This is a genomic window from Bacillus sp. Brlt_9, assembly GCF_051948935.1.
Lineage (GTDB): Bacteria > Bacillota > Bacilli > Bacillales > Bacillaceae_G > Bacillus_A.
Genome location: NZ_JAYJLO010000007.1, coordinates 1 through 25,844, shown reverse-complemented (window position 1 = coordinate 25,844; position 25,844 = coordinate 1). Strand labels below are relative to the sequence as shown.

Annotated in this window: 26 protein-coding genes; 1 reads left to right on the top strand and 25 read right to left on the bottom strand. The window is 37.7% G+C overall.

The genetic code is table 11. From position 1 onward, the window contains the following. Positions 1 to 103: 103 nt before the first annotated feature. From VF726_RS23400 to nuoA, 23 genes are all read right to left on the bottom strand, one after another. Positions 104 to 1,105: a rod shape-determining protein gene (locus tag VF726_RS23400; protein ID WP_016085501.1), complete on the bottom strand. Its 1,002-nt coding sequence runs from the start codon at positions 1,103 to 1,105 to the stop codon at positions 104 to 106. A 161-nt stretch (positions 1,106 to 1,266) separates the two neighbouring features. Next, positions 1,267 to 1,539, bottom strand: a complete 273-nt coding sequence (spoIIID, locus tag VF726_RS23395; RefSeq protein ID WP_000544012.1) for a sporulation transcriptional regulator SpoIIID — start codon at positions 1,537 to 1,539, stop codon at positions 1,267 to 1,269. A 349-nt stretch (positions 1,540 to 1,888) separates the two neighbouring features. Further along, complete coding sequence (locus VF726_RS23390) at positions 1,889 to 2,737, bottom strand: polysaccharide deacetylase family protein (protein ID WP_440172570.1); 849 nt, start codon at positions 2,735 to 2,737, stop codon at positions 1,889 to 1,891. Positions 2,738 to 2,902: 165 nt separating this feature from the next. Next, positions 2,903 to 3,037, bottom strand: coding sequence for a hypothetical protein (locus VF726_RS23385; RefSeq protein ID WP_000008903.1), 135 nt, complete (start codon positions 3,035 to 3,037; stop codon positions 2,903 to 2,905). Positions 3,038 to 3,178: 141 nt separating this feature from the next. Then, positions 3,179 to 4,084, bottom strand: a complete 906-nt coding sequence (locus VF726_RS23380; RefSeq protein ID WP_440172567.1) for a peptidoglycan DD-metalloendopeptidase family protein — start codon at positions 4,082 to 4,084, stop codon at positions 3,179 to 3,181. 161 nt (positions 4,085 to 4,245) lie between these two features. Further along, positions 4,246 to 4,953: an ABC transporter permease gene (locus tag VF726_RS23375; protein WP_440172565.1), complete on the bottom strand. Its 708-nt coding sequence runs from the start codon at positions 4,951 to 4,953 to the stop codon at positions 4,246 to 4,248. After that, the gene (locus VF726_RS23370; protein WP_000170842.1) at positions 4,953 to 5,795 is read right to left on the bottom strand and encodes an ABC transporter ATP-binding protein; all 843 of its coding nucleotides are present in this window, start codon (positions 5,793 to 5,795) and stop codon (positions 4,953 to 4,955) included. The genes VF726_RS23375 and VF726_RS23370 overlap by 1 nt, the downstream gene beginning before the upstream one ends. A gap of 180 nt (positions 5,796 to 5,975) precedes the next feature. Next, positions 5,976 to 6,983: a LytTR family transcriptional regulator DNA-binding domain-containing protein gene (locus tag VF726_RS23365; RefSeq protein ID WP_440172562.1), complete on the bottom strand. Its 1,008-nt coding sequence runs from the start codon at positions 6,981 to 6,983 to the stop codon at positions 5,976 to 5,978. A 127-nt stretch (positions 6,984 to 7,110) separates the two neighbouring features. After that, positions 7,111 to 8,130 (bottom strand): stage II sporulation protein D, encoded by a 1,020-nt coding sequence (gene spoIID / locus VF726_RS23360; RefSeq protein WP_440172560.1) that lies wholly within the window; start codon positions 8,128 to 8,130, stop codon positions 7,111 to 7,113. Between the two features lie 207 nt (positions 8,131 to 8,337). Then, positions 8,338 to 9,642, bottom strand: a complete 1,305-nt coding sequence (gene murA / locus VF726_RS23355) for a UDP-N-acetylglucosamine 1-carboxyvinyltransferase (protein WP_000411268.1) — start codon at positions 9,640 to 9,642, stop codon at positions 8,338 to 8,340. 39 nt (positions 9,643 to 9,681) lie between these two features. After that, positions 9,682 to 10,386 carry a YwmB family TATA-box binding protein gene (locus VF726_RS23350; protein ID WP_440172558.1) on the bottom strand — a complete coding sequence of 235 codons (705 nt, stop codon included), beginning with the start codon at positions 10,384 to 10,386 and terminating at the stop codon, positions 9,682 to 9,684. Between the two features lie 51 nt (positions 10,387 to 10,437). After that, entirely contained in the window at positions 10,438 to 10,674 is a 237-nt protein-coding gene (locus VF726_RS23345; RefSeq protein WP_000940742.1) for a DUF1146 family protein, read from the bottom strand. A gap of 212 nt (positions 10,675 to 10,886) precedes the next feature. After that, entirely contained in the window at positions 10,887 to 12,401 is a 1,515-nt protein-coding gene (gene nuoN / locus VF726_RS23340; RefSeq protein WP_440172791.1) for an NADH-quinone oxidoreductase subunit NuoN, read from the bottom strand. A 7-nt stretch (positions 12,402 to 12,408) separates the two neighbouring features. Beyond that, positions 12,409 to 13,911, bottom strand: a complete 1,503-nt coding sequence (locus tag VF726_RS23335) for an NADH-quinone oxidoreductase subunit M (protein WP_440172555.1) — start codon at positions 13,909 to 13,911, stop codon at positions 12,409 to 12,411. Beyond that, complete coding sequence (gene nuoL, locus VF726_RS23330) at positions 13,908 to 15,770, bottom strand: NADH-quinone oxidoreductase subunit L (protein WP_440172553.1); 1,863 nt, start codon at positions 15,768 to 15,770, stop codon at positions 13,908 to 13,910. Before nuoL ends, VF726_RS23335 begins: the two co-directional genes overlap by 4 nt. 29 nt (positions 15,771 to 15,799) lie before the next feature. Further along, complete coding sequence (nuoK, locus tag VF726_RS23325; RefSeq protein ID WP_440172551.1) at positions 15,800 to 16,114, bottom strand: NADH-quinone oxidoreductase subunit NuoK; 315 nt, start codon at positions 16,112 to 16,114, stop codon at positions 15,800 to 15,802. Next, on the bottom strand, positions 16,107 to 16,631 hold the full coding sequence (locus VF726_RS23320; protein ID WP_440172549.1) for an NADH-quinone oxidoreductase subunit J: 525 nt from the start codon (positions 16,629 to 16,631) through the stop codon (positions 16,107 to 16,109). Before VF726_RS23320 ends, nuoK begins: the two co-directional genes overlap by 8 nt. Continuing rightward, a complete protein-coding gene (gene nuoI, locus VF726_RS23315; RefSeq protein ID WP_000677191.1) occupies positions 16,628 to 17,047 on the bottom strand; it encodes an NADH-quinone oxidoreductase subunit NuoI in 420 nt (139 codons plus the stop codon). Before nuoI ends, VF726_RS23320 begins: the two co-directional genes overlap by 4 nt. Positions 17,048 to 17,072: 25 nt before the next feature. Then, positions 17,073 to 18,074, bottom strand: a complete 1,002-nt coding sequence (nuoH, locus tag VF726_RS23310) for an NADH-quinone oxidoreductase subunit NuoH (protein ID WP_074651572.1) — start codon at positions 18,072 to 18,074, stop codon at positions 17,073 to 17,075. Next, the gene (nuoD, locus tag VF726_RS23305) at positions 18,074 to 19,174 is read right to left on the bottom strand and encodes an NADH-quinone oxidoreductase subunit NuoD (RefSeq protein WP_440172546.1); all 1,101 of its coding nucleotides are present in this window, start codon (positions 19,172 to 19,174) and stop codon (positions 18,074 to 18,076) included. The genes nuoH and nuoD overlap by 1 nt, the downstream gene beginning before the upstream one ends. Positions 19,175 to 19,178: 4 nt before the next feature. Then, the gene (locus VF726_RS23300) at positions 19,179 to 20,318 is read right to left on the bottom strand and encodes an NADH-quinone oxidoreductase subunit C (RefSeq protein ID WP_440172544.1); all 1,140 of its coding nucleotides are present in this window, start codon (positions 20,316 to 20,318) and stop codon (positions 19,179 to 19,181) included. Further along, positions 20,315 to 20,833, bottom strand: a complete 519-nt coding sequence (nuoB, locus tag VF726_RS23295) for an NADH-quinone oxidoreductase subunit NuoB (RefSeq protein ID WP_000236331.1) — start codon at positions 20,831 to 20,833, stop codon at positions 20,315 to 20,317. The genes VF726_RS23300 and nuoB overlap by 4 nt, the downstream gene beginning before the upstream one ends. Then, entirely contained in the window at positions 20,824 to 21,192 is a 369-nt protein-coding gene (gene nuoA, locus VF726_RS23290; RefSeq protein WP_000179273.1) for an NADH-quinone oxidoreductase subunit NuoA, read from the bottom strand. The genes nuoB and nuoA overlap by 10 nt, the downstream gene beginning before the upstream one ends. Positions 21,193 to 21,460: 268 nt before the next feature. On the opposite strand from nuoA, the gene VF726_RS23285 reads away from it, so the two are divergent. Beyond that, positions 21,461 to 24,190: a putative bifunctional diguanylate cyclase/phosphodiesterase gene (locus VF726_RS23285; RefSeq protein ID WP_440172541.1), complete on the top strand. Its 2,730-nt coding sequence runs from the start codon at positions 21,461 to 21,463 to the stop codon at positions 24,188 to 24,190. Between the two features lie 33 nt (positions 24,191 to 24,223). Here the strand turns inward: VF726_RS23285 and VF726_RS23280 are convergent, their stop codons facing one another. Together VF726_RS23280 and VF726_RS23275 are read right to left on the bottom strand one after the other, a co-directional pair. Continuing rightward, positions 24,224 to 24,877, bottom strand: a complete 654-nt coding sequence (locus VF726_RS23280) for a DUF975 family protein (RefSeq protein WP_440172539.1) — start codon at positions 24,875 to 24,877, stop codon at positions 24,224 to 24,226. A gap of 44 nt (positions 24,878 to 24,921) precedes the next feature. Then, the gene (locus tag VF726_RS23275) at positions 24,922 to 25,716 is read right to left on the bottom strand and encodes a DUF975 family protein (protein ID WP_440172537.1); all 795 of its coding nucleotides are present in this window, start codon (positions 25,714 to 25,716) and stop codon (positions 24,922 to 24,924) included. Between the last annotated feature and the right edge of the window lie 128 nt (positions 25,717 to 25,844).

Here is a 25,844-nt window from a genome sequence, read left to right as displayed (position 1 = left end):
ACATTTAATATAAAGTGACCCAATACAAATAAACCTTGAACAGTAGATAATAAAGTCAACTGTTCAAGGTTTACAGTATTTCAAAACATATTAAATTTAATATTTATCGCAAAGCACGACGTGGTAATTTATCGATATTTTCTAACATAATACCTGTACCAACCGCAACGCAGTGCATTGGGTTTTCAGCAATTAATACTGGTACTTTTAGTTCTTCTGCTAGAAGCATGTCGATACCGTGTAGTAAAGCTCCACCGCCTGTTAGAATTACACCGCGGTCGATGATGTCCGCCGATAATTCTGGTGGTGTGCGCTCTAGTACGCCTTTTGCAGCTTGTACAATGACAGCTGCGTCTTCTTTTAGTGCTTCTGTAATTTCTTCAGAGCATACTGTAATTGTACGTGGTAAACCAGTTACCATGTCACGTCCGCGAATTTCAAGCTCTTCACTGCGTGCACCTGGGAATACTGTACCAACTTTAATTTTAATATTTTCTGAAGTACGTTCTCCAATTAATAGCTTATACTTACGTTTAACGTAGTTTAAGATCTCCATATCAAACTTATCGCCAGCCATTTTGATAGAGGAAGAGGTAACAATATCACCCATAGATAATACAGCAATATCCGTTGTACCTCCACCAATATCAACAACCATGTTACCGCTTGGTTGGAAGATTTCCATACCAGCACCAACTGCGGCTACTTTTGGTTCTTCTTCTAAAAATACTGTTTTACCACCTGAACGTTCAGCAGCCTCACGAATTGCTTTTTGTTCTACTGATGTGATATTTGTTGGACAACAAATTAAAATGCGAGGTTTTGAAAAGAAGCTCTTTACGTCCAATTTGTTAATGAAATACTTTAACATTGCCTCTGTAATTTCGAAATCTGCGATTACACCATCTTTAAGTGGACGAATGGCTACAATATTACCAGGCGTACGTCCCACCATACTTCTTGCTTCTTCACCTACTGCTAATACTTTACCTGTGTTACGATCAATTGCAACAACAGATGGCTCATTTAATACAATACCTTTACCTTTAACATGGATTAATACGTTAGCCGTACCTAGGTCAATTCCGATATCTCGCGCAAACATTCCCGTTTTTTCCTCCTCGATATTCAAAATCAGGTTACACCCGAATTCTTTTACACCTAATTTCTGATTTTATCATAAATTTAACAGAAACGTAATATTCGCAAAAAGAATTCTTCTGAAAAATATTACCGAATTGAAACGGAATGTTTGCGATTGCATATTTATTGACGTACCGGCTTTTCTACATCTTCTTTTCTATACTTTTGTTTTGTTGCTTCTCCGCCTCTTAAATGACGAATAGACTTATGATAATCAAGAATTTCTTTCACTTCATTTGCGAGCTCTGGATTAATTTCTGGTAGACGTTCCGTTAAATCTTTATGGACTGTACTCTTTGATACCCCAAATTCCTTTGCAATGACACGCACTGTCTTTCTTGTCTCCACGATATACTTACCAATCTTGATAGTTCTCTCTTTGATGTAATCGTGCACACCACTCGCCTCCCTAAATTGGATGTGAGAAGTGTGAAATGAGCCTCGCTGCATACGACTTAGAAGTAAGTGTGAGTGCTGTTTGTAAGCGTTAAACATTCTTGGATTTATAATGAAATGATTCACGATTTCTCACCTCAAACACTCTCTTTGCTTTGGTTTATACCATTGTATTGCCCACACTACTGATATATGCTACATGTTCAATATTTTTACAGAGAAGATGCTACAAATTTAGTATTTTATCTATATATACATAACCCAATATCAGCACAAAACACCTTAAGATAAAAAAATAAGAGTATGTGGTATTTAATTGAAATCAAATACCACATACTCTTTATCTCGATTATTTATCTTGTTTACCATAATTCCCTTTTACTATTTCAGCGAATGCTTTTATATCTAAATCTGCCTTAATAACAAAACGATTAACTTTTAATATATCACTTTCTTTAGTAGCATAATCAGATGTGTTTACAAATGCCATCTGAAATTTAGAATCCTTTAATTCTTTAACAATCTTATCATTGTATTTTCCAAACGGATAAGAAAGGTAATCTGTCTTTAAAGCATCTTTACTCTTTAAAATGTCTTTTTTAATTTCCGCATTATTCTTATTAAATACCACAGCTTCTCCTTTTTCTAATTTATGCAGAGAATCAGTATGGCTACCAAATTCAAAAACATCTCGCATTTTATCCATTTCAGATTTACTTAGAGATTGGATTTTCTTAGGATCAAATTTCTCTTCTTGATTGTTAATTCTTGATGTAACAACAAAGGAAATCGCATGCATTTTATATTTTTTTAAGATAGGATATGCATAAATATAATTTGACTTTGATGCATCATCAAAAGTAATTAAAACACTTTTTTCTGGAAGATTCTTTTTATTTTTTATAAATTCCTCTAATTCTTTTGCAGTAATTGCTCTATAATTATTATCCGCTAAATATTTTATTTGTTTCTCAAATTGCTCCACCGCTAAAACTGTTCCTTTATTTTTAAAAGCTTCACTATTTTCTTTTTCAGTTCCCTTTAGTAAATGATGATATAATAAAACTGGCACTTTCTCCTGCTTACCTGCAGCATTCATTTTATTAAAAATAAAAAATCCAATCCCAGCGATTAGTGCGACTACAACCGCTATTAAAATAAATAATTTTTTCGAACTCTTGCTTTCTCTTGCTTCCAATTTAAAACTTCCCCCTCAATCACAACAAAAAAACACAGTATTTTAGAGACCTACTGCATTCAAATATCGTTTTCTTATGTAAAAAATCACAATTAGTATTATACGGCTTAGCTTTAAAAATTCCAATAGATGTACAAAAAGAAAAAGACACTCATTCTTAGAGTGTCATTCTTCTCTTTCCAACTCTTCTTCTAATAACTGATGGTGGGGAACCTCTTTCTTACCAGCAATGTAATAATATAAGGTGAATAAAACAAACAATAAAATAATAGCAGTCGACAGAACAAACAAAAATGACACAGTATCCCCTCCCTTTTATAATATATATTCGAGAATCTCGTCATTTTTCCTTGTTATTGCAACTTTTTTCTCGAAATTGAGTATTTTTATATGAAAATAAAAAAATCAGCTCCCCTAGTGGGAACTGATTTTTTCACTTTCTTATTCTTGTGAAGAAGAACTGTTAGATGATTCTGTAGAACCATTTGTTGATTTTTCTTCTTTCTTCGGTTCTTCTTTTTTGTCACTAGTCGAACCGCTAGTTGATTTTTCTTCTTTTTGAGACTTATCTTCTGTTTTACTTTCTGGTTTCGTGCTTGTTGACTTTTCTTCTTTTTGAGATTTGTCATCAGCTTTTTTACCAGAAGCATTCGTTGCTTTTGCAGCACCTGCATCAGCTTTAATTTCTGCTACTGATTTATTTAAGTAGCGCTCAGGGTTCACAGCCACATTGTCTTTACGTACCTCAAAGTGAACGTGAGAACCTGCTTCTTTATTCATTGCACTTAGACCGGATTTTCCTAATACTTCACCTTGTACAACTCGTGCACCTTTTTCTACTTTTACACTGCCTAAGCTTTGATAAGAAGCTGCTACACCATTTCCGCTATCAACTGTTACAACATAACCAAGAAGTGGATCTTTTTCAGCTTTCGTTACTGTACCACTTAAAGCAGCAGTTACATTGAATTCTTTTCCATTCTTCGCAGCAATGTCAATTCCTTTGTTTGGGGAATATGTGTTGTTATAAAAGACAAGTGCTTGTTCTTGTTCCGCCTCTGTTGCTGCATCTTCATAGAACTTCTTCTGTACAACTACTTCCACACTCGCGGCAGCTGGCATTTTCACTACTTCTGAAGACTTCGTTACTGGCACTGCTGGATCTTCCGTTTGTGTATACGGCGTTGCTTGATCTTGGTTCGGAGTCTTCTTCGGATTAGCTCCTTGGAACCATAGCGCAACCATTAAAATTACCGCTGCACAAGCAATGTATAGTGCCGGAAATACCCATCTTTTTTGAAATAAATGTACTACCTTTTGCGATTTTTTATTATTTCTTCCTCTCATTCCATCATCACCTCAGCAATCATTTTGAACAATATTCACATATCCTATACAACGTATAACTAATTAATTTTCGACAAAATCTGTAAAAATATGTATAGGAATTGTAAAATTTCCGAGGAAATGATTGAAAAAAGAAAAAACTGAGCGTTTCAGCTCAGTTTTTAGTCCATTTGTTTCTTTTTGTAAATTACAATACACAGAATAATTGAAAGCACACACCAAATTATAATATTGATTAAATCACCACTAACAGTTGAAAAACCTTTTCCAGCTAGCAGCTTTGGCATTGCATCCGCAAGATGTTTCGTCGGAAGAAAATCGATTGCTTTTTTTACAAAATCACTTTTAATAAATTGCCCGAACATTGGAGCTAAAAGAAAAACAAATAGAATCGGCATACCTACTACTGATGTTGAAGCCGTTGTTTTAGCTATTAATCCAATCGCCGTACCTAGCATAAGGAAGAAAAATATACTAACAAGTAAAAATAGAGTGATTAAAACCATATTCCCCTTTATTACACCTAAAATAGCAAAGTTACTAATACAAATTACAAATGTAATAAGAGCTGTTAATGCGCTTTTTCCTAGCAATACTTCTAATGTTGATGCTGGCGATAACATCATTACACGTAGCGTATGCTTTTCTTTTTCTTCCGCAATTAGAGCGGCTTGAACAAAACTTCCTACCATTGTTAAAGCCATTAAAGTTACCATATTAGCGATTTGTTCTTTCGGTCCATCCATCTGTTGATAAACAAAAGAAAATACAAGTGGCAGTACCGCCATTACGAGTACAGATGCATTTGCTTTAATATCCTGTACCTCTTTCCGAAAAATAGCTGAAAATCGTCTCATTGAAAATGTCATTATAATCCCCTCCCAGTAACTTCAATAAAGATATCGCCTAGCGTTGGTTCGTGTGAATGAATCGATAGTAACTCGCCTTTTTTCATCCATTCTGAAATACGTTTTGCACCTAATTCATCTTTTTGCACGACTTCTTTTTGCTTATCTTTTAACACGACTTGTATTTGATCTTTCGCGTATTGTAAGCGAAGGTTCTCCGGTGTATCAAGTGCTACAATTTCTCCGCCACATAGAAAGGCGATACGGTTACAAAGCGTCTCTGCTTCTTCCATGTTGTGAGTCGTTAAGAAAATCGTTGTTCCTTCTTTATTTAAATCTTTTAAAACTTTATGAATGTTTTGTACGTTAACTGGATCGAGTGCAGATGTTGGTTCGTCTAAGAAGAGGATATCTGGTTTATGAAGGATGGCTCTAGCTAATGTAACGCGCTGCTTCATTCCTTTTGATAGTTTCTTTACTAATGTTTTTTTATCATCTAATAAGTTCACTTGCGCTAGTACTTCATCGATTCGTTCTTTTTTGCAATCATATAAGTCACAAAATAATAGTAAGTTATCATAAATGCTAAGTCTCTCATATAAACCGCTGTTGTCTGTTAAAATACCAATTCGTTTATAATCAATGCTGCTTGGCCCTGTAATATCTTTCCCTAATACCTTTACCGTTCCAACGCTATGAAGTAATTGAGAAGTTAATATTTTTACTGTTGTCGTTTTTCCAGATCCACTCGGTCCGAGGAATCCAAAAATTTCTCCTTGCTTCACTTCAATATTTACATTTCGAAGTGCTGTTTTTTCGTTGAAACTTTTCATTACATCTTTCATTTCAATTGCCAATGTCATCTCGTCATCCCCTTTGTTTTTTCTTTTATAGATGAAAGTCGCTTTAGCGCTTTTCGTTTGTTTGTTTCGCTTTTCTTGACTCAATCATATGAAAAACAAAAGGGTTACGCAGTAAAATACCGGTAAAAGGAGTATTTTTACCAGTGAATGAATCGTATTTTGAGCTTATTGGAGCAATTCTTATAGCCCAATCACACCTTTTAATTCATCCATTCGTCCTTTTGAAAGCGGGATTGAACTTTTTCTTTCGTCATCCAAAATTAAACTAAAACTATTACGAGTCCACGTAATTACTTCTCGTACTCTTTGTAAATTCACAAGGTACGAGCGGTGACATCTAAAGAAACCGAATCCTGTTAATCTCGCTTCTAGTTCGCTTAATGTTAATGCACATACGAAATCACCTTCGCGTACATGAATATGTGTCACTCCGTTTTGCGTTTCAATGAAATGAATTTCCATCGGATCAAGTAAAATGATTTTATCGTTCACTTTCGCTGGAATTCTTTCAAGTTTCATTTGGGGAATCATTTGAACAACTTTTTCTCCATCGACTTCTTCCACTTCTTCTTGTTCAATTTCTATTTTTTTCACACCATCATTGTTTAATATGTATACATCTTCTGTTAACGAAAGGGCGTCGGATAGAAAAGATGACGTAATAAAAATGGCCTTTCCTTGCTCTTTCATTTTCATAATTGATTTCCTGATAATAATCGTGCTCTCTGTATCTACATTTTGCTCCGGCTCTTCCAAAATAACTAAGTCTGGATTATGAATCATAACACGCCCAATATGAAGGCGACGTTTCTCTGAAAATGATAATTTTTCTATTTTAACGTTTAATTTATCTACGAGGCCGACATATTGTATGACTTCTTCCGTGCTCATATTTGATTCATAAATTCCTATTAAAAACTTGAAGTATTCCTTTACCTTCAAACGATCGTATGCTTCATCTTTCAAAAAACAAAAACCAATGCGAGAATAATTTTTCTTTCCAATCGATTCTCCCTCAAATAGCACGTTGCCAGTTGAAGCTTCTTCCTCACCAATAATAATGCGGTGCAACACTTTAGCTGTATGGTTATTACACTGCAAAACAACACATTGCCCCTTCTCAACCTTCAGTTCAACTGCCGGTAACTGATTCGTCTTTCCTAACTGTTTCAACTCCAGTAGTGCCATTCCGTCTCCCCCAAATACTTTTTTATCCTATTATACCAAACAATTAATGGAAAATTTAGATATTTTATGAAGTACCATAAAAAAGAAAGACCGTCCCAGTATAACTCTTGGAACGGTCCCTTTTATCCTACTTCTTCACCATCAATTTTCCTTCATAATCATTCATCGTCTTTATTTCAACGCCTTTGTAGTAATGAGCGACGATATCTGTATATTTCTTACCTTCTGCTGCCATACCATTTGCCCCGTATTGGCTCATGCCAACGCCGTGGCCGAATCCTTTCGTCGTAACAATGATTTTATCTCCCTCTTGCTTCCACGTGAAGTCAGAAGAGCGTAAATCTAACTTTTCACGAACTTGCTTTCCTGTTAATGTTTTCCCTTGAAATGCTACATCTTTTACTCGCTTTCCTTCCGTAAGATCTTTAATATTTCCAACCTTCCCGTCTCCTAGCACTTTCACACCGAGACGTTTTTGAAAGTCAGCGACTGTAAAGGTTTGCTCGCTCGTAAATTTCGGAGAAGCTTCATCCCACGGACTATCTACGCTCTTTAAGTACGGATAATCATTTCCCCAATAATCAGCCGCATTTTCTGTCCGGCCATTACTCGTTGAGAAGAAGGATGCTGAGATTGGTTTTCCATCATACGTTAAAACTTGTCCTGCGGTTTTCGAAACAGCTTCCTCGATTTTCTTCAAATTATTTTCGTAGTTATTGCCCCATTGTTTCTTCAATTCTTCTTTACTTTTGTACACTTGATCTTTCACCGTATCTGTCACGTCCGCATTGTTTTTCTTACCTCCGCTTAGCATACGCTGTACCACAAATGTTCTCGCTGCTAATGCCTGCGCCTTTAGCGCCTCTATTTCAAAACTGGCATTCATCTCAGAAGCTACTACACCGGTTACATACTCCTCCATAGGTAATGACTCTACCTTTTTTTGTTTCTCACGATATACAGCAACTTGAACCGCTGTATCCACTTTCCCTGGAGCTGGTATACTTTCTATCGCTGGAGGAGTTTTGGACGCTGCTTCTTCCCCTACTTTCGCTTTCGCAAATGGAATAACAAGAGCAGCAGGTACAATGATAACGAGCGCTATGAGAAGCGCTACTGTAATAAAAAGTGGCTTTGAAAATTTCATCTTATTTCCCCCAATATGAAAAAGCTTTACTCCATTCATTCTTATGGAACAACTCTTTCTTTTAGAACATACTTAAGGGGACCTGAATAAAACGAAAATTTTCTAAATATTTTTAACGGTACGTGCATAAGTATAGAATTTCTTGACTATAACAGTAATAACCCAAAAAAATAGCCCCTACGTCAAAAGACGTAGAGACTATTTCAATTAAGCGTGAAGATCAGAAACTTCTTGTTCTTTCACTTCTTCTACTTTTTCGTTTACACGTTCAATAGTTGCACCTAATGCAGCTAATTTCTTATGGAAATCTACATAACCACGGTCAAGATGCTTTAACTCAGTTACACGAGTGTAACCTTCTGATACTAAACCAGCTAAGATTAATGCAGCAGCAGCACGTAAGTCAGTTGCGCCTACTTCAGCACCTTGTAAGCTGTTTGGACCGTTCATAATAACAGAACGACCTTCGATTTTAATATCAGCATTCATACGACGGAATTCTTCAACGTGCATAAAGCGGTTTTCAAATACCGTTTCTGTAATCATACTTGTTCCATCAGCTTGTAGTAATAATGCCATCATTTGTGATTGCATGTCTGTTGGGAAACCTGGGTGAGGCATAGTTTTAATATCAACCGCTTTTAACTTATCTGGGCCGATAACACGTACACCTTCATTTTCCTCAATAATTTTAACACCCATTTCTTCCATTTTCGCTGTAATTGAGCGTAAATGTTCAGGTACAGCATTTTCAATTAAGATGTCTCCACCAGTAATTGCTGCTGCAACCATGAATGTTCCCGCTTCAATACGGTCAGGAATAATAGAGTGGTTACCGCCATATAATTTATCAACGCCTTCGATACGAATCGTTCCAGTTCCAGCTCCGCGTACTTTCGCTCCCATCGCATTTAAGAAGTTAGCTAAGTCAACGATTTCTGGTTCTTTCGCTGCGTTTTCAAGGATTGTTGTCCCTTTTGCTAATGTAGCTGCAGACATAATGTTTTCTGTCGCGCCCACGCTTGGGAAGTCTAAATAAATTTTAGCTCCTTTTAGTTCTCCTTCAACGTATGCCTCAACAAAACCATTACCAACCTGTACTTTTGCTCCCATTGCTTCGAAGCCTTTTAAATGTTGGTCAATTGGACGTGAACCAATTGCACATCCACCAGGAAGTGCAATACGAGCACGACCGTTACGTGCAAGTAATGGTCCCATTACTTGAACAGATGCACGCATTTTACGTACATATTCAAATGGTGCTTCAATGTTTAGTTCTTTAGAAGCATCGATTGTTACTTGGTTATTTTCAAATACGACTTCAGCATTTAAATGACGTAATACCTCATTAATTGTGTATACATCAGACAAAACTGGTACTTCAGATAGTACATTCTTTCCATCACTCGCTAATAGGGCTGCAGCGATTATAGGTAATACAGCATTTTTTGCGCCCTCAACACGCACTGTGCCGTTTAACCGCTTTCCGCCACGGACGATGATCTTTTCCAAATTATTCCCCTCCGTGTCCTTTTTTCAGTATCTATTCACTCAATACTCAGAAGTTATGATCGGTGTGCCAACCACAATTGTATCTTTGTTGTCTGTAGAACGTATTGCTATTTGCACATTTATTTTCTCTCTATTTGTTGAAAGAGCGTCATCCCACTTTTTATTGTATGCGGAGACTGACACAAATGCTCTTTCTTCTATCTGTTCGATCGCTCTTGCTGAAAGATCTTTCAAAACCTGATTGGTTTTATTTTGCAAAACACCTTCAATCTTATCATTCAGTACACCTTGAACACAAGTGTAAATTATAGGTTTTTCACTAAAAATTTTATTTGTTTTCTGAATGTACTTCGGGTCCCATTTCGCCCCGCTCACTTCAAAAATAATGAAAGTGTTTTCTTTAGTATTTTCCTTACTCCAAGTTACTACTACTCGTTCTTCATAAGAAGAAAACTTTTTATAGGATGTAGCTTTATATCCATCTGGAGATTGCTCTAATTCCCACTTTTGAATATTTGCCTTGTCCTTCACATCGTTTAACAACTTTTGAAACGTATGTATATTAGAAATTGTTTTTGTTTCTCGCGCTAACCATGACCACTTCTCTACTTTAGCATCATTTTTCTCTAAGGATGCGATCATGCTCTCCATTTTCTGTTCATCGCTGATTGGTTTCATCTCTCTATATCCAACCAAAAATAAAACAACACTTATCACAACAATAAGAATGGCTTTAAGCTTCAATTTCATCCCCTCCTATCCCCATTGTTAACGGAGATATGAGGTTCTATACACTTACTTTACTAAATACGTTAAACTCTTTGAATAGCCTAAATAATCAAGGAAAAAGTTACTTACAGATGTCCCAATTGCAATTGTAATTAGGATAAGTAATACTCTCGTCTGCATCACCTTTCCAGGCTTCATTAAACGCTCAATGTGAATCCCTTGTAGGGCCCACCACGTAATGGTAATAAACAATAAATGCGAAACAATGGCAATCAGTGCTTGTTGCCCTAAAAGATGTGCCAAAAAATCGACCCCTTTTTACCTAGCTACTACTTATGAAATACTATAAAAACGATACCATAATAAGTAGGAGCCACACTTTTTCAAATACAAATAAGCATCTTACATTTCACATCATAATTTTCTCTTAAAAAACGTATACCTATATGCATTTTCAGTTGTAATTCACACAAAATAAAAAGCGCAGAGTAACGACTCCACACCTTTTATTTTCACTATTGTACCATGTTCCCTAGAAAGAAGAAATCTTTCATTAATGGAAAATATTCATAAAAGAAATTGTATCCAATCATCGGCATAATCCCTAGTATTACAATGGAAATTGCGCAAAGGCTCATCACAACCTTTATATTGAGTGGCAAATGAACTTTCTCTTCTGCTTCTCCCGTCCTGAAAAACATTTGCTGTAAAATACGGAAATAATATACGAATGAAATGACTGTCGTTCCCATCATAATAGAAGCTAATACGTAATGAGCTGGCTCTACATGAAGGGCACCTAAGAAGATGTTAATTTTCCCTATAAAACCAGCCGTTCCTGGTATCCCGGCCAACGATAAAATAAAAATGGTCATCACGATGGCTGTAAATGGCGACCGCTTATATAATCCGGTGAAAATGGTGATGTTTTCTTTGTCACTTTGTAAGATTAAGACGTGGATAATTGCAAATGCCCCTATATTCATAAGCATATACGCAAGCATGTAAAACCACATGCTATCCATCGTAAATGGTGATAATGCTACAAGCGGAACGAGTAAATATCCCGCATGCGCAATTCCCGAATAGGCGAATAGGCGTTTTACGTTGTATTGTTTTAAAGCTACTACGTTCCCAATAATCATCGTAATACTCGCTAGCACTGCAATGTATATGCTCATACGCCCGTATAAAGATTGCATGTCTCCTTGCACCGATATAGTTGCAAAAACCATGAGGAACAAGCGAGTAATAAGTAAGAACCCTGCAATTTTAGAAATTGTTCCTAGAAAAGCAGTCACAGGTGTAGCAGCTCCCTCATACACATCCGGTGCCCACATATGAAACGGCACTGTCGCAATTTTGAACGAAAGCCCAACAAGCAGTAGTAGAAATGCGAGGGCTAACAATAACTGAATACCACCAGCAAGTTCCCCTGCGAATACTTTTTGCATATCCACGATATTAGTCGATCCTGTAATACCGTACAAATAACTCATTCCAAAGAGGGTAATTGCCGTTCCGATTCCTCCATTAATAACATATTTCATTGCCGCCTCGTTTGATGCACGGTTCTTTTTACGTATTCCTACTAAAATGTAGGAAGAAAGTGAAAGCAATTCTAAGCCGACGAAAAGTGTAATGAAATCAACGCTAGAAGCCATAAACATCGCCCCAAGAAGTGCCATTAAAAATAAGTAATAATATTCTCCCTTATCTTCAATTGGATTCTTCTTATCATCGCTCATTGCGGTGCATAAGATGAGAGCAGCTCCACCTAATAACAACGTTTTAAACCCTTTTGAAAACCCATCTAACACAAACGATCCGTTTAAAATGTCTCCCGCTGGTTCACCATACAGCGTAACTAATGAGACGATCGCTAATACGATAGCTGTGATTGCGCTAAGTGCTACGTATCTATGGTTCAGCTTAAAAAACAAATCACATATGGAAAGAAGGATGGCAGCTCCGAGAATAATGAATTCTGGCACCATGAGATGCCATGATAGGCTAAGTAACGTATTCATATCCATCCTACTTCACCCCCAATGTTTTCAATGTATTTTGAAGCGGATCCCCTAGTATTTCTGGCATTACTCCGATTGCAATAATGCAGAAGATAAGTAGCAATATAGGGACATACTCCCATCCATGTATATCAGCTTTCGCTTCCCACTCTTTCTTACCGAATGTTATTTGCAGTGTTGCTCTTAACACGTATACAGCGGTTAAAATAATGCCAAGTACTCCGGCCGCTGCAATGACTGGCTCTCCTTGGAACAAACCGAGAAAGGCGAGAAACTCGCTAACAAATCCAGACATGCCCGGCAATCCAAGCGATGCCATTCCTCCCGCTAAGAAAAATCCGCTAAGTACGGGAACACTTTTTGCGAGTCCGCCAAGCGCTGTAATATCCGATGTCCCAAAACGCTGTTCTATAACACCCAGCAAGAAGAAGAGTAAGGCCGCAATTAAACCGTGCGACACAACTTGAAATAGTGCCCCTTGTGTACCTGGTGCATTTAACGCCGCAAGCCCCATTAATACAATGCCCATATGCGAAATACTAGAGTAAGCAAGTACCTTCCTGAAGTCCGTTTGGATAAGCGCTAAGAAGGCTCCGTACAATAAATTAATGACTCCTAAAATCGCAATGAGCGTTGCAAACTCTCGAAAGTATTCCGGGAATAAACCCTGTCCGAAGCGAATCATACCGTATGCTCCAATCTTCAGTAAAACACCTGCATGAAGCATAACTACAGCCGGATGTGCTTCAATATGCACATTGACCATCCAGCGATGTAGTGGGAAAACGGGTAGTTTAATCGCAAAAGCGATCATTATGCTAAGAAATAAACCGAACTGTAAGCTACTTGAGACGGCGCTTCCTCCCCCAGCACCTACACTCGTTAATATTTCTTTAAGCTCTGTAATATTTATTGTACCTGTTTTCGCAAATAAAACCGAGAAAACGATGAGCAAAATAGCGGAGCCAATACCGTTATATATTAAATAACTATAAGCAGCCTTTTCACTCGACAATTTCCCCCACTTCCCAATTAATAAGAACATTGGTGGCAATGTAATTTCAAAGAAGATAAAGAACAACATTAAATTTTGAGCAGCGAAGACGCCGAGCATCCCTATTTCTAACATGAGTAACAGCATATAAAATGCTTTCAAATTCCTTTTAATCGTAAATGCGGCAATTGCTGCAAGCATCGCTAGAAGGGCCGTCAACACCATCATAACGAGCGATAAACCATCAATACCAAGCTCGTAATAAATGGAGAACCATCTTTTATCCACCGCTGTAAAATCCCCAAATTTAATCCATTTTACTTTTTCATCAAATAGCGACAAGCTCTTTCCAGAAGCGTATGTACAAGCGAGGACGATAGCGATTCCAAATGGAAGCGCCGTTCCAAATAAACCGAGCGCTCGCACTGTACGCGATTCTTTTTTCGGTGTTAATGCAAGTAAGAGAATTCCTAAAAGCGGGGAAAAAATGAAGAACGTTAATAACAAATCATTCATCGTAAATCCCCTCCCGTATAGAGCAAAATAATGACGAGTACCGCAAGCGAGACAGCTGTTACAGTCCCGTACACTTGTACATTTCCGTTTTGAAGTCTAGAACCGAATCCGCTTATCCCTTTAACTAGACTCCCTATTAAAACAGCAATTCCTTCAACTACATACACCTCAAACAAGCGAAGCACATGAGCGATTCCTTTCGTAATAGGAAGCACCGTCATATTGTATAGTTCATCCACATAATACTTTTCTTTCAAAAGGGTATAAAGAGGTGCTTCTTCGCTCCCAGCCCAATCTCTAGAAATAGATTTCTTGCCATATATGAAATATGCGAGAGCAATTCCTGCAAATGAAACGATCGTCGCAACAATCATAATCCAAAACGGTCCGTGTGCTTCTCGCGCTTTAAATGTTACATCTTTCGTAAGCCAATCCCCGAGAAATGTCCCAAACCACGGTGTATTTATATAACCTGCCACTACTGCTAGGACTCCGAGAATGACCATCGGATATGTCATAATGCGGGGCGATTCATGCACATCTTCCTTCGTCTTCGCTTCCCCAGTAAAGACGAGAAAGTATAGCCGGAACATGTAGAATGCTGTTAGGAATGCTGCAATTATTGCTAAGATGAATAATACGTAATTGCCGTTCATCCAAGTCGCTGCCAAAATTTCGTCTTTACTAAAGAAACCTGAAAGGAGTGGCACACCACTAATTGCAAGCGTACCGATTAGAAATAGTGCACCCGTTACTTTCATCTTCCTCTGTAAGCCGCCCATCTTATTAATGTTTTGCGTATGCACTGCATGAATGACACTTCCTGCCGCCAAAAATAGTAGTGCTTTAAAAAAGGCGTGTGTTGTTAAATGGAAAACACCAGCTACATAACCAGCAGACCCTAACGCAAGCATCATATACCCGAGCTGGCTAACTGTAGAATAAGCAAGTACTCTCTTTATATCCGTTTGTACAAGACCGATGGAAGCCGCAAATATTGCAGTGAAGGCTCCAACGATTGCCACCGTCTGCATCGCTACCGCACTTGCTGAAAATAGAGGAAACATCGTCGCTACTAAATATACGCCAGCTGCGACCATTGTCGCAGCATGAATAAGTGCCGAAACAGGCGTCGGCCCTTCCATTGCATCTGGTAACCAAGTATGGAGCGGGAACTGACCTGATTTCCCCATTGCACCGATAAAAATTAATATCGCTGTTATTGTAATCATCGTAGGGGTAAGATCCCCAGTATGAATCGCTCTAAAAATTGCGTCATATTCAAAACTACCTGCATGCCAGAAAAGTAAGATCATCCCAATAAATAAACCGACATCGCCAATACGAGTCATAATAAAAGCCTTCTTCGCAGCAGCCTTCGCTTCTTCTTTAAAGAAATAAAAACCGATGAGTAAAAATGAACCAAGTCCTACTAACTCCCAAAATATATAAAGCTGTAATAAATTCGGTGATATAACGAGCCCGAGCATCGCAAATGTAAAGAGCCCTAAATAAGCATAAAAGGTTGGTAATCTTTCCTCACCTTTCATATAACCTTTCGAATACACATGTACAAGTAAACTCACAAGTGTAACGATAAACAACATTAAAGCCCCTAATGCGGTCACCTCAAAACCAAATGTTATATCAATATCTCCAACTCTAAGCCATACCCACTTATGCTTCACGCTTGCTTCTGAAAACCGTTCTATTAATACAAGTACCGCAAATATAAAGGAGAGAAAGACGAAGAAAATACTAAGTACACTGCTTCCTTCTCTAATTTTCTTCCCGAATATAAGTAATAACAAAAACGAAACAAGCGGGAAAAGCGGTATGAGCCATGCATAATCGATCATTGTTTCCTTCCCCCTTTTCGGTCACAATGTTATCCTTTGAGCGTATCCATTTCATCTACATGAACCGTCGTACGATTACGATACAAAGCAATTAAAATGGCGAGTCCTACCGCCGCCTCTGCTGCCGCTACAGCCATCGTAAACAGAGAGAAAATTTGCCCTGTTAAATTTGGAAACAAACCTAATTTACTAAACGCTACTAAATTTAAATTAGCTGCGTTCAGCATTAATTCAATACAAACTAATACAATCACTGTATTTCGCTTCGTTAAAGCTCCAAACAAACCGATGCAAAACAAAATAATCGCAAATGTTAAATATGCAGAAGCAGGAACGCTACTCATTGGAATCCTCCTCCTTCTCATCCTTCTTCGCAAGAATAATCGCGCCAACAAGTGCTACAAGTAAAATAACTGATGTTAACTCAAATGGAATAATATATTCTGAATAGAGAAGTGTACCGATTTGAAGTGTGTTGTTTTCATGGAGAGGTAAACTTCCTTGTGTTCTTTCATTTGCAAAATCAATATTGTTAACAGCGAAATACATAACTGCCCCAAATGCTACAACCGCAAAGAAGATCATCCATTTTCGAAGAGTAAGACGCGATTCATTTTCTGCGTTATGTTTCGTTAACATAATGCCAAAAATCATAATAATTGTAATCGCACCCGAGTAAAGTAAAATTTGTGCAACTCCGATAAATTCGGCCGATAAAAGAAAGTACAAACCTGCGATACTAAGAAATGTCAGAACGAGAGCTAGCATCATATGCATAACTTTCGTTAAGTTCAACATAAGAACGCCGCCGATAATTGCAGACAAGGATAGTATGAAGAATGCTACAAACTCGCCATTCATGCTTTATTCTCCTTCCTGACATTTTCGTCGTTTTCGTCAAGCCACTGTAAGTTTTTAAATAAGTCATCACGTGAATATTCCGCGAGTTCAAAGTTATTTGTCATAACAATCGCCTCTGTCGGACAAACTTCTGTACATAAATCACAAAGAATACAAATTTCAAAATTAATATCATACGTGTCGATAATTTTTCCTTTTTTCGTAGGATCCGGATGTTTTTTCCCTGTTAACTGAATACAGTCTGTCGGACAAATGTTAGAGCACTGGTTACAAACAATACACTTTTCGGGATAAAACTTTTGAATACCTCGAAAACGGTCTGGCAATGGCAACGGTTGATTCGGATAATCATACGTCACCTTCTTCTTACTCAAATTGCTTAATGTATATTTTAATCCTTTAAATAGTCCTTTCATCTCTTACTGGCACCCCCCTCATAGATTAGAAGAATAACTCCTTAATCAATGCCGTTAAGAAAATATTCGCAAGTGCAATTGGCAATAATACTTTCCAACCAAACTCCATTAACTGATCACCTCTTATACGCGGAAACGTAACGCGGAACCAAATTAATAGAAAGACTACACTGCTAAATTTCAAAGCAAACCATACCGATCCAGGGATAAATCCAAGGAACATGACTGGATTCCATCCGCCTAAAAAGAGCACTGTAATTAAAGATGCCATTCCGAAGAAATATACGTACTCTGAAAGCATGAAAAACGCCCAGCGAAATCCTGAGTATTCCGTATGATACCCAGAAACAAGCTCCGACTCGGCTTCTGGTAAATCAAACGGCGTCCTATTTAACTCCGCTACCGCTGCAATTAAAAATACGACGAAACCAATTGGTTGCACGAAAATGTACCAGACATTCTCCTGCGCTGCTACGATTTCATTTAAATTTAGACTACCAGCTAACAAAACGACGCCAATTACACTCATTACGAGCGGAATTTCATAAGAAATCATTTGCGCCGCCGCACGCATCCCTCCTAAAAGGGAATATTTATTATTCGATGCCCACCCTCCGGTCACAACACCAATTGTCGTAATGCCAGAAACAGCAATGTAATACAGTAAGCCTACGCCTATATCCGCAAACTGAAATTTATCAGTAAACGGGATGACTGCAAGCACCATAAATGCTGGCGCGAATGCAATGACAGGCGCTAATATAAACAACGGTTTATCTGCCGCCTTCGGAATACTATCTTCTTTCAGTAATAGTTTTAAAACATCGGCTACTGTTTGCAGCAGACCAAATCGGCCCCCAACTTGGTTTGGTCCAATCCGCCCTTGCATAAAACCCATCACTTTCCGTTCTGCCAAAATACCATATGTAACAAAGCCAAGGACTGCAAATAATAGGAGTACCGCTAATCCGAAAAAAATGAAGAAATTCGTCCAGCTTGAAGGTGATTGTAAGAGCGTTTCAATCATTAGCCATCAACCTCCCCAAGTACAATATCAACTCCACCTAAAATCGTAATTAAATTGGCGATGTTTTCACCTTTCAATAACTTCGGTAAAATTTGCAAATTGTAAAAAGACGGCCTACGAAACTTCAAACGGTACGGCTCTTTCTTTCCGTCACTAGCAATATAGCAACCAATCTCTCCGCGCGGCGATTCTATACGGACGAATGCTTCTCCTTTAGGCGCCTTAATAATCTTCGGCACTTGCGCAAGTACTGCTCCTTCTTTTTGGAACTGCTGGACAGCTTGCTCAACAATTTTTAATGACTCCTCAATCTCTTGCATACGGCAAACGTAGCGATCCCAAGCGTCCCCCACACTTCCAACAGGAATATCGAAATCAAAACGATCATAAATCGAGTACGGTTCATCTTTGCGAAGATCCCAGTTTACTCCCGTACACCGCAAATTCGCTCCGCTTAAAGAATACGAAATCGCTTCTTCCGCGCTATATATACCAACGCCTTTTACACGATTTAAGAAAATCTCATTACCGCTAACGAGATCATGATAACCTGCCAGTTGCTCTCTCATATACGGAACAAACTCTTCCACTTTTTCAATCCAACCGTCCGGCGCATCCCACTTTACACCCCCGACTCTCATATAGTTAAAAGTAAGCCGGGCGCCGCATAATTCATTTAACAAATTAATAATCATCTCTCGCTCACGAAACGCGTACAAAAACGGGCTGACTGCTCCTATATCAAGAAGATTTGTCCCCCACCAAACGAGGTGGCTCGCAATCCTTCCAAGCTCCATTGCAAGCACTCGCAAGTATTCGGCTCGCTCCGGGATTTCAAGCCCCATCATCGTCTCTACAGCGTGGCAAATGACGTAATTATTCGTCATAGCCGATAAATAGTCCATTCGATCTGTATAAGGGATAATTTGCGTATACTGTAGGCTCTCTGCAATCTTTTCGGTCCCGCGATGCAAATATCCAATAACCGGTGTAGCTTCTTTAATAATTTCCCCGTCAATTTTAATAACAAGCCTGAACACACCATGCGTACTCGGATGCTGAGGACCTACATTCAAAAGCATTTCTTCCGTACGGATCATTTAGCTACACCTCCACATCATACGGTTCATAATCTTTTCTAAGTGGATGCCCTATCCAATCATCGGGCATTAAAATACGTGATAAATTCGGGTGCCCCTTAAATACAATGCCGAGCAAATCATACGCTTCCCGCTCTGGCCAGTCCGCTCCTTTCCAAAGCGCTGCCACCGATTCTACTTGCGGTTCTTCCCTATCCAGCTTCACCTTTACCGCTACTGACTGTTTCTTTCCATATGAAAATAAATGAACATACACTTCCATATGTGTCACAAAATCCGTCGCGTGTAGCTCTGACATATAATCAAATGCAAGTCCCTCATGGAATCGCAGTAACTCCATTACTTCATAATATTTGGAGGTCTCGACCACAAGAGTTGGCACATCTTTTGAAAGTTTATTAATGTAGCAATCTACTAATGTATTCTCTCCTACTTTTCCCTTAATAACTTCAACATACTGATTTAAATACGGTTGATTCACAGATGGCTCTTCCGGCTTTGATTCCTCTTCCTTCTTACCTTCAGCACCCTTTGTCTTCGCCCTTGCAGCTGCTGCCGCTTTCGCTTTCGCCTTTTCTTCTTCCGTTACCTCTTCTATTCCTTCTCTTTTTCCCTTCGCTAACGCCGCTGCTTTTGCCGCGGCTGCTGCCTTCGCTTTCGCCTTGGCCTTTTCTTCTTCTGTCACTTCTTCTGTTCCTTCTCTTTTTCCCTTTGCTAACGCCGCTGCTTTTGCTTTTGCCGCGGCTGCTGCCTTCGCCTTCGCTTTGGCTTTTTCCTCTTCCGTTACCTCTTCTATTCCTTCTCTTTTTCCCTTCGCTAACGCCGCTGCTTTTGCTTTTGCCGCGGCTGCTGCCTTCGCCTTCTCTTTAGCCTTTTCGCCTTCTGTTACTTCTTCTGTTCTTTCTCCTTTTTCCTTCGCTAACGCTGCCGCTTTCGCTTTTGCGGCCGCAGCTGCGCGTCGTTTTGCTTCTTCTACAGTCATACCATCACTTTTTGGTAGCGCTTTCTCTTTTTCGCGATTTTCTTCCTCAAGTTTACTTATTTCTGCACCATGTTTCGCAACGAGACGCTTCCTTGCTTCTTCTTTCGCACGCCTAGCCGCCGCTCTTTTCAAATCCTCTAATTCTTTGTTTGAATCACTCATTTATTCGTCACCTGCTTTCCCGTCTTTGCCTCGTAACGAATTTTTTCTTTCAATTTATTAATTCCATAAATTAAAGCGGCAGGATTTGGTGGGCAACCAGGAATATACACATCAACTGGCACAATTTGATCTACACCTTTCACAACAGCATATGAATTTACATATGGACCACCTGCTGTTGCACAAGATCCCATTGCAATAACCCATTTTGGTTCGGGCATTTGATCATATAAGCGCCGAACAATAGGAGCCATCTTCTTCGTTACCGTTCCCGAAACAATCATAACGTCCGATTGCCTTGGTGAAGTTCGAAAAAATGACCCAAATCGATCTAAATCGTAATGTGATGAACCTACGCCCATCATTTCAATCGCACAGCATGCCAGTCCGAATGTCATCGGCCATAAAGAATTGCTCCGTGCCCAACCTTTCAACTGTTCCAATGTAGAAAAAAAGATATTTCGTTCTAATTCCGCTCGCTCATTTGGATGTAATTCCTCAAAATTTATAACCATTGTAACACCTTCTTTTTCCAAGCATACGCTAATCCAACTAGCAACATTACAACAAAGATGAGCATTTCAATGAGTGCAAATAAACCGAGCTTGTCATATGCAACAGCCCATGGATATAAAAATAAAGTTTCTACATCAAAGATGACAAACAATAAAGCAAAAATATAATAACGAGCATGAAACCGAATATTTGCATCATGAAAAGGCTCAATCCCACTCTCATACGTCGTCGCTTTCGCTGCACTTGGTTTGTTTGGGCGCAGCATCCTTCCTAATGTAAGAGCCACTACCGGCAGCAATATGCCTAATAGCAAGAAAATCAAAACGATCATATAACTATTTTCATATACACTTGCCATTGTGAAACCCTCCCCCCTGAATTAAGAACAAGTTCACTTAGTAAACAATATGTCCTAGTTGCAGTAATTATTATTTTTAAATTTTTCTAAATAATGCAACTATTTTAATCATTATAGCAAACTTCAAATTCCTATGTCGATATGTTGGGGACAGAAACGAGAATTATTAAAATCTATTTTTATAATTCTCTATACCTGTGCAAAATAAGTATAGAAACTATAAAAAATAAAAAGAGGAATTTATATGTATATACCGTGGGTGAGATGAATGAAAAAACAAACACATGTAAGTATTCTTATAAGCATTATATTGTTGTCTATAGCCATTCATTACGTGGCAATGCCTTTTCTATATGAATACTCATTTCCTTTTCAAATATTAATTGGAATGAGTACCTTATTCATTGATATTATCGCTTGTAGTTATATACTTTATTTTTCAAACAGGAAAGAAGGGTTACCTCGTTTATTTTGGACCATTTTATGTGTTGGAACCCTCTCTTATTTCATTGGGGATATCGTCGTTGCCTATCAACGTTTAATTTTAAGGGACTACTATACATTCGTTGATCCGTCCGATTTTTTTTACCTACTTTTTTTAATTAGCTTTGCATTTGCCTTTCTATATGAAATCATTTATAACCGAGATTTATTAGAAAAGCTTTTTATGATATGCGATATTTGTATTATTGTTACAGCCCAATTTACTTTAAGTTACTACTTACTTATTGAACGTACCATTCACATCTCTTCAACGTCCTATATCGACATATTTGTTCAACTTACCTATCCAATGGCTGATTTACTCTTTCTTCTCATTGGAATCAATCTATTATTCAAGCCACTGTCCTTATTATCAAAAAAAGTTGGTGCGCTTCTGGGAAGTGCCTTAATTTTATATGCTACTACAGATGCAATTTATGCTTATATTAAATACTTCACGCCAGAGTATTCTATGTTTACAGTTACCCCTCTCTATCAAGTAACTTTAGTACTAGTAGCAATCGCCTGTATTCTTCATACAAAAGAACCTGAAAAACAAGAGCAAGTACTATTAACACCTAAACTTGGTGAATCGATTAGATTGTCATTACCTTATATTTCTGTAGTCATGCTTATTGTCTTTATATTAATTGAATACGTTTTTGCACCTATTGTAGTAATCGGGCTTATGATAACTTTCTCCTTCGTTCTCATACGCCATAGTTTAGTTCGAAAACAAAATAAAATATTATTACTAGCTCAAATGCAATTCAACTCAGAACTCGAAAAACAAATTGAACTACGTACAGAAGATTTAGTAGAACAAAAAAATGAACTATACCACAATCAACAAATGTTTAAATCTTTATATGAGCACCATCCAGATCCAATTTTCACATTAGACTTGTACGGCAATTTTCTCAACGTGAACAACGCTGGTACTACCTTACTCGGTTATCAAACGAATGAATTATTAAAGCAACCATACTATTCACTTACGTATGAAGAAGATTTGGAAGAAATCATTAATGCCTTTCATCATGTAAAAAAGGGGAAATCTTTTTCTTTAGAAGTACGGGCGTATCATAAGAACCGAGATATTTACTACTTGCATGTTACAGCTGTTCCTATCTTTTTAAAAGATCGTATTTCTGGTGTTTATTTAATGATTAAAGATATTACGGAAAGTAAACAACAACAAGAACAAATTAACTTTCTAGCCTATCATGATACTTTAACAGAGCTTGCTAATCGCCGTGCATTTCATCAGTACGTAGAACAAGCAATTGCTCGATCCGAAATATCCAAAAGGCCTTTTGCCGTTATGTTTCTCGACCTAGACCGCTTTAAAGTTATTAATGATACCCTCGGTCATAGGGTAGGAGACCTTCTATTAATTGCAGTAGCCAAAAGACTCGAAGAAATTGCGACACCAAATATGAAGCTTGCCCGGCTAGCCGGGGATGAGTTCACAATCCTTATCGAAAATTATAAAAAAAGGCCAGATGTAAAAAAAATAGCTGATACGATTGTAGCAGCTATGAACGAACCATTCGAAATTGAAAATCAACATCTACAAATCTCACCGAGCATTGGGATTGCAATATATCCTGAAGCAGGTGAAGATCCATTGTCAATTTTACAGCATGCTGATATGGCCATGTACGAGGCAAAAAATAGAGGAAAAAATGGTAGCTCTCTGTACACGAAAGAATTGTATAAAAAAATGGAACGAAAAGCTCGAATTGAAAAAGATTTACCACTCGCTTTAGTAAGTGAAGAATTTTATCTCGTCTATCAACCTCAAATTGATATTACGACAAAAAAAATTATTGGTGCTGAAGCGTTAATACGCTGGAAACACCCACTCCTAGGTGATATTCCGCCATGTGAGTTCATTCCAATTGTAGAAGAAACTCCACAAGTCGTTCCACTCGGTCATTGGGTATTAAAAGAATCTTGTCGCCAGTTAAAAATATGGCATACTTTTGGCTACAAAGATTTAAAAATAAGCGTGAACTTATCCGCAAGAGAGTTCCAGCAAGATCATTTAATCGAGAACATTTCACAAATACTAACAGACGTTAAAGTCGATCCAAAGTATGTAATACTTGAGTTAACAGAACGAATTGCAATGATTGATGAAAAAGAAACATTATCCAGACTAAAACAATTGAAAGAATATGGTATTCAAACGTCCATTGATGACTTCGGTACCGGCTATTCTTCTCTCGCTTATTTATCAATTTTCCCTATCGATACACTAAAAGTACCAAGGGAATTCACGCAACTAGCCGATCACCGTCCCGAGGAAAGAGCTATCGTTTCCACTATCCTTTCCCTTGCAAATACGTTAAATCTTTCCGTCGTTGCTGAAGGAATTGAAACAGAAAAACAACTTAAGTTTCTACAAAAAAATAACTGTAAGTATATGCAAGGTTACTATTTCAGTAAACCACTTGCGAGTCATCAATTTATAAAGTTCCTACAAAAAACACCCAGTATGAACCAATAGCTCATACTGGGTGTTTTTATCATGCCATTTACTTTAAAATGTCGGAGTTTTTTTCTCGTAATATTCCTCTGCAATCTCCTCATAAAAAGCTGCTGACGTCGTATAAAAATATGGAATTAGCCATAGGAACCCAATCCCGAGTGTAATACAACTTAATATAAACCAACCGATAAAGCTTAAACATAAAATGAAATACTCCATCTTATGTCCATCCATCATACGACGGCTTTCTGTAATAGCTTGATTTATAGAATACTCAGGGTGATCATTTATGATAAAGTACGTCATCGAATATGAAAATGATTTAATAATGCCTGGAATAATAAATAATAAAAACCATAAAAAAATATAAATATTCACTACTATATATAATAAAAATGACTTTATAAACTTACTTCCCTCTGTAAACCATCTGAATATATGCCCAATACGTGCCTCTTTTTCACGAATAATATGCAGCGCTAAACAGTAGCCACCTAACGTTAATGGACCTACCATCAATATTGTAATGACGTCTACTGAAAGTGAGTTATTTACTTCTTTCCAATCCCAAACCTGAGCGAAAATGAAATCAATACTTAAACTAAAAGCTGAAATAAGAATCGAAATCAGTAATGTTGCCCCGACAGCTAATCCCCATTTTCCTTCTAATGAATCTAATGCTTCTCCTTTTAAATCACTAATCATGCTCTTCCTCCTATACGTAATAACTCTATTAGTATAGCATGTTCCTACTGCAATTCATCTTTTGAAAGATAGCGATAAAAATGCGCTGTCGTTGTACTCACATACGGACTAAGCCACAGAAACCCTATTCCGAGTGTAAGAATTGCTAAAATGGCCCACCCTATAAAGCTTAGCCATAAAAGAAATAGATCTAATTTGTGCCCCTTCATCAGATTCTTACTTTCTTTCATTGCCTGCGAAACACTATATTCTGGTTTTTCAACCATCACATAATATGTCATCGAATATGAAAAATACAAAATAGCCATTACAACAAACGAAATAGCTAATAAAACAAAGAAAACGATTATGAATGATGGGTTTGCATTCTCATCAAAGAATCCTAATATCCCACATACAATTGTTCCTAGCATTGGAACCCATGTACCTGTATATAACAAAATTGCAAGCATAGCCCACATTGTTTTCATCATTCTTTTAAAACCACGAAATCCTTCAAATAAATAATCTACTCTAGCATCTTCTCGTTTACTTATTTGTAGAAACAAATTCGTATAACCGTATGAGGTAATGCCATAAGCCGCATAACTTAAAATTATCATAAGGCAGTAAAAAAGCCCAAACGTAATAGCAGCTCCAATTGCCATCGCGTCTTCTTCAATGGAACCAGTTGAAATAGACAATAAAAGAACTATTAGAACTGCTGGAATTAATAGGATAAGCATTACAGCCATTGAAACGACGTAACTTATAATATGATATAAAATCGTTGATCCAACACCTAGTCCCCATTTTCCTTTTAAAGAGTGCAATGCTTCTCGCTTCATTTCACCGATCATTTATTCATCCCCTTTATAAATTGTTGTACATTCTCTACTTATACAAGCACCAATATAATTATACCATTTTTGTAAAATTATCCATAAACTACATAATAAAAAAAAAAAAAAAAAAAAAAAAAAAAAAA

What these genes read in the sequence shown, in the direction of transcription:
- spoIID (WP_440172560.1), bottom strand. Translation starts at nt 8,130, where the DNA reads ATGAAATTTTCAAAGCCACTTTTTATTACAGTAGCGCTTCTCATAGCG.
- nuoD (WP_440172546.1), bottom strand. Translation starts at nt 19,174, where the DNA reads ATGATCCGTACGGAAGAAATGCTTTTGAATGTAGGTCCTCAGCATCCG.
- nuoH (WP_074651572.1), bottom strand. Translation starts at nt 18,074, where the DNA reads ATGATTGAAACGCTCTTACAATCACCTTCAAGCTGGACGAATTTCTTC.
- VF726_RS23370 (WP_000170842.1), bottom strand. Translation starts at nt 5,795, where the DNA reads ATGACATTGGCAATTGAAATGAAAGATGTAATGAAAAGTTTCAACGAA.
- VF726_RS23280 (WP_440172539.1), bottom strand. Translation starts at nt 24,877, where the DNA reads ATGATTAGTGATTTAAAAGGAGAAGCATTAGATTCATTAGAAGGAAAA.
- nuoI (WP_000677191.1), bottom strand. Translation starts at nt 17,047, where the DNA reads ATGAAAGGACTATTTAAAGGATTAAAATATACATTAAGCAATTTGAGT.
- VF726_RS23320 (WP_440172549.1), bottom strand. Translation starts at nt 16,631, where the DNA reads ATGAATGGCGAGTTTGTAGCATTCTTCATACTATCCTTGTCTGCAATT.
- VF726_RS23380 (WP_440172567.1), bottom strand. Translation starts at nt 4,084, where the DNA reads ATGAGAGGAAGAAATAATAAAAAATCGCAAAAGGTAGTACATTTATTT.
- VF726_RS23335 (WP_440172555.1), bottom strand. Translation starts at nt 13,911, where the DNA reads ATGAATGATTTGTTATTAACGTTCTTCATTTTTTCCCCGCTTTTAGGA.
- VF726_RS23300 (WP_440172544.1), bottom strand. Translation starts at nt 20,318, where the DNA reads ATGAGTGATTCAAACAAAGAATTAGAGGATTTGAAAAGAGCGGCGGCT.
- nuoN (WP_440172791.1), bottom strand. Translation starts at nt 12,401, where the DNA reads ATGAATACGTTACTTAGCCTATCATGGCATCTCATGGTGCCAGAATTC.
- VF726_RS23365 (WP_440172562.1), bottom strand. Translation starts at nt 6,983, where the DNA reads ATGGCACTACTGGAGTTGAAACAGTTAGGAAAGACGAATCAGTTACCG.
- nuoK (WP_440172551.1), bottom strand. Translation starts at nt 16,114, where the DNA reads ATGAGTAGCGTTCCTGCTTCTGCATATTTAACATTTGCGATTATTTTG.
- nuoB (WP_000236331.1), bottom strand. Translation starts at nt 20,833, where the DNA reads ATGGTTATAAATTTTGAGGAATTACATCCAAATGAGCGAGCGGAATTA.
- VF726_RS23285 (WP_440172541.1), top strand. Translation starts at nt 21,461, where the DNA reads ATGAAAAAACAAACACATGTAAGTATTCTTATAAGCATTATATTGTTG.
- VF726_RS23275 (WP_440172537.1), bottom strand. Translation starts at nt 25,716, where the DNA reads ATGATCGGTGAAATGAAGCGAGAAGCATTGCACTCTTTAAAAGGAAAA.
- VF726_RS23375 (WP_440172565.1), bottom strand. Translation starts at nt 4,953, where the DNA reads ATGACATTTTCAATGAGACGATTTTCAGCTATTTTTCGGAAAGAGGTA.
- VF726_RS23400 (WP_016085501.1), bottom strand. Translation starts at nt 1,105, where the DNA reads ATGTTTGCGCGAGATATCGGAATTGACCTAGGTACGGCTAACGTATTA.
- nuoL (WP_440172553.1), bottom strand. Translation starts at nt 15,770, where the DNA reads ATGATCGATTATGCATGGCTCATACCGCTTTTCCCGCTTGTTTCGTTT.
- nuoA (WP_000179273.1), bottom strand. Translation starts at nt 21,192, where the DNA reads ATGGCAAGTGTATATGAAAATAGTTATATGATCGTTTTGATTTTCTTG.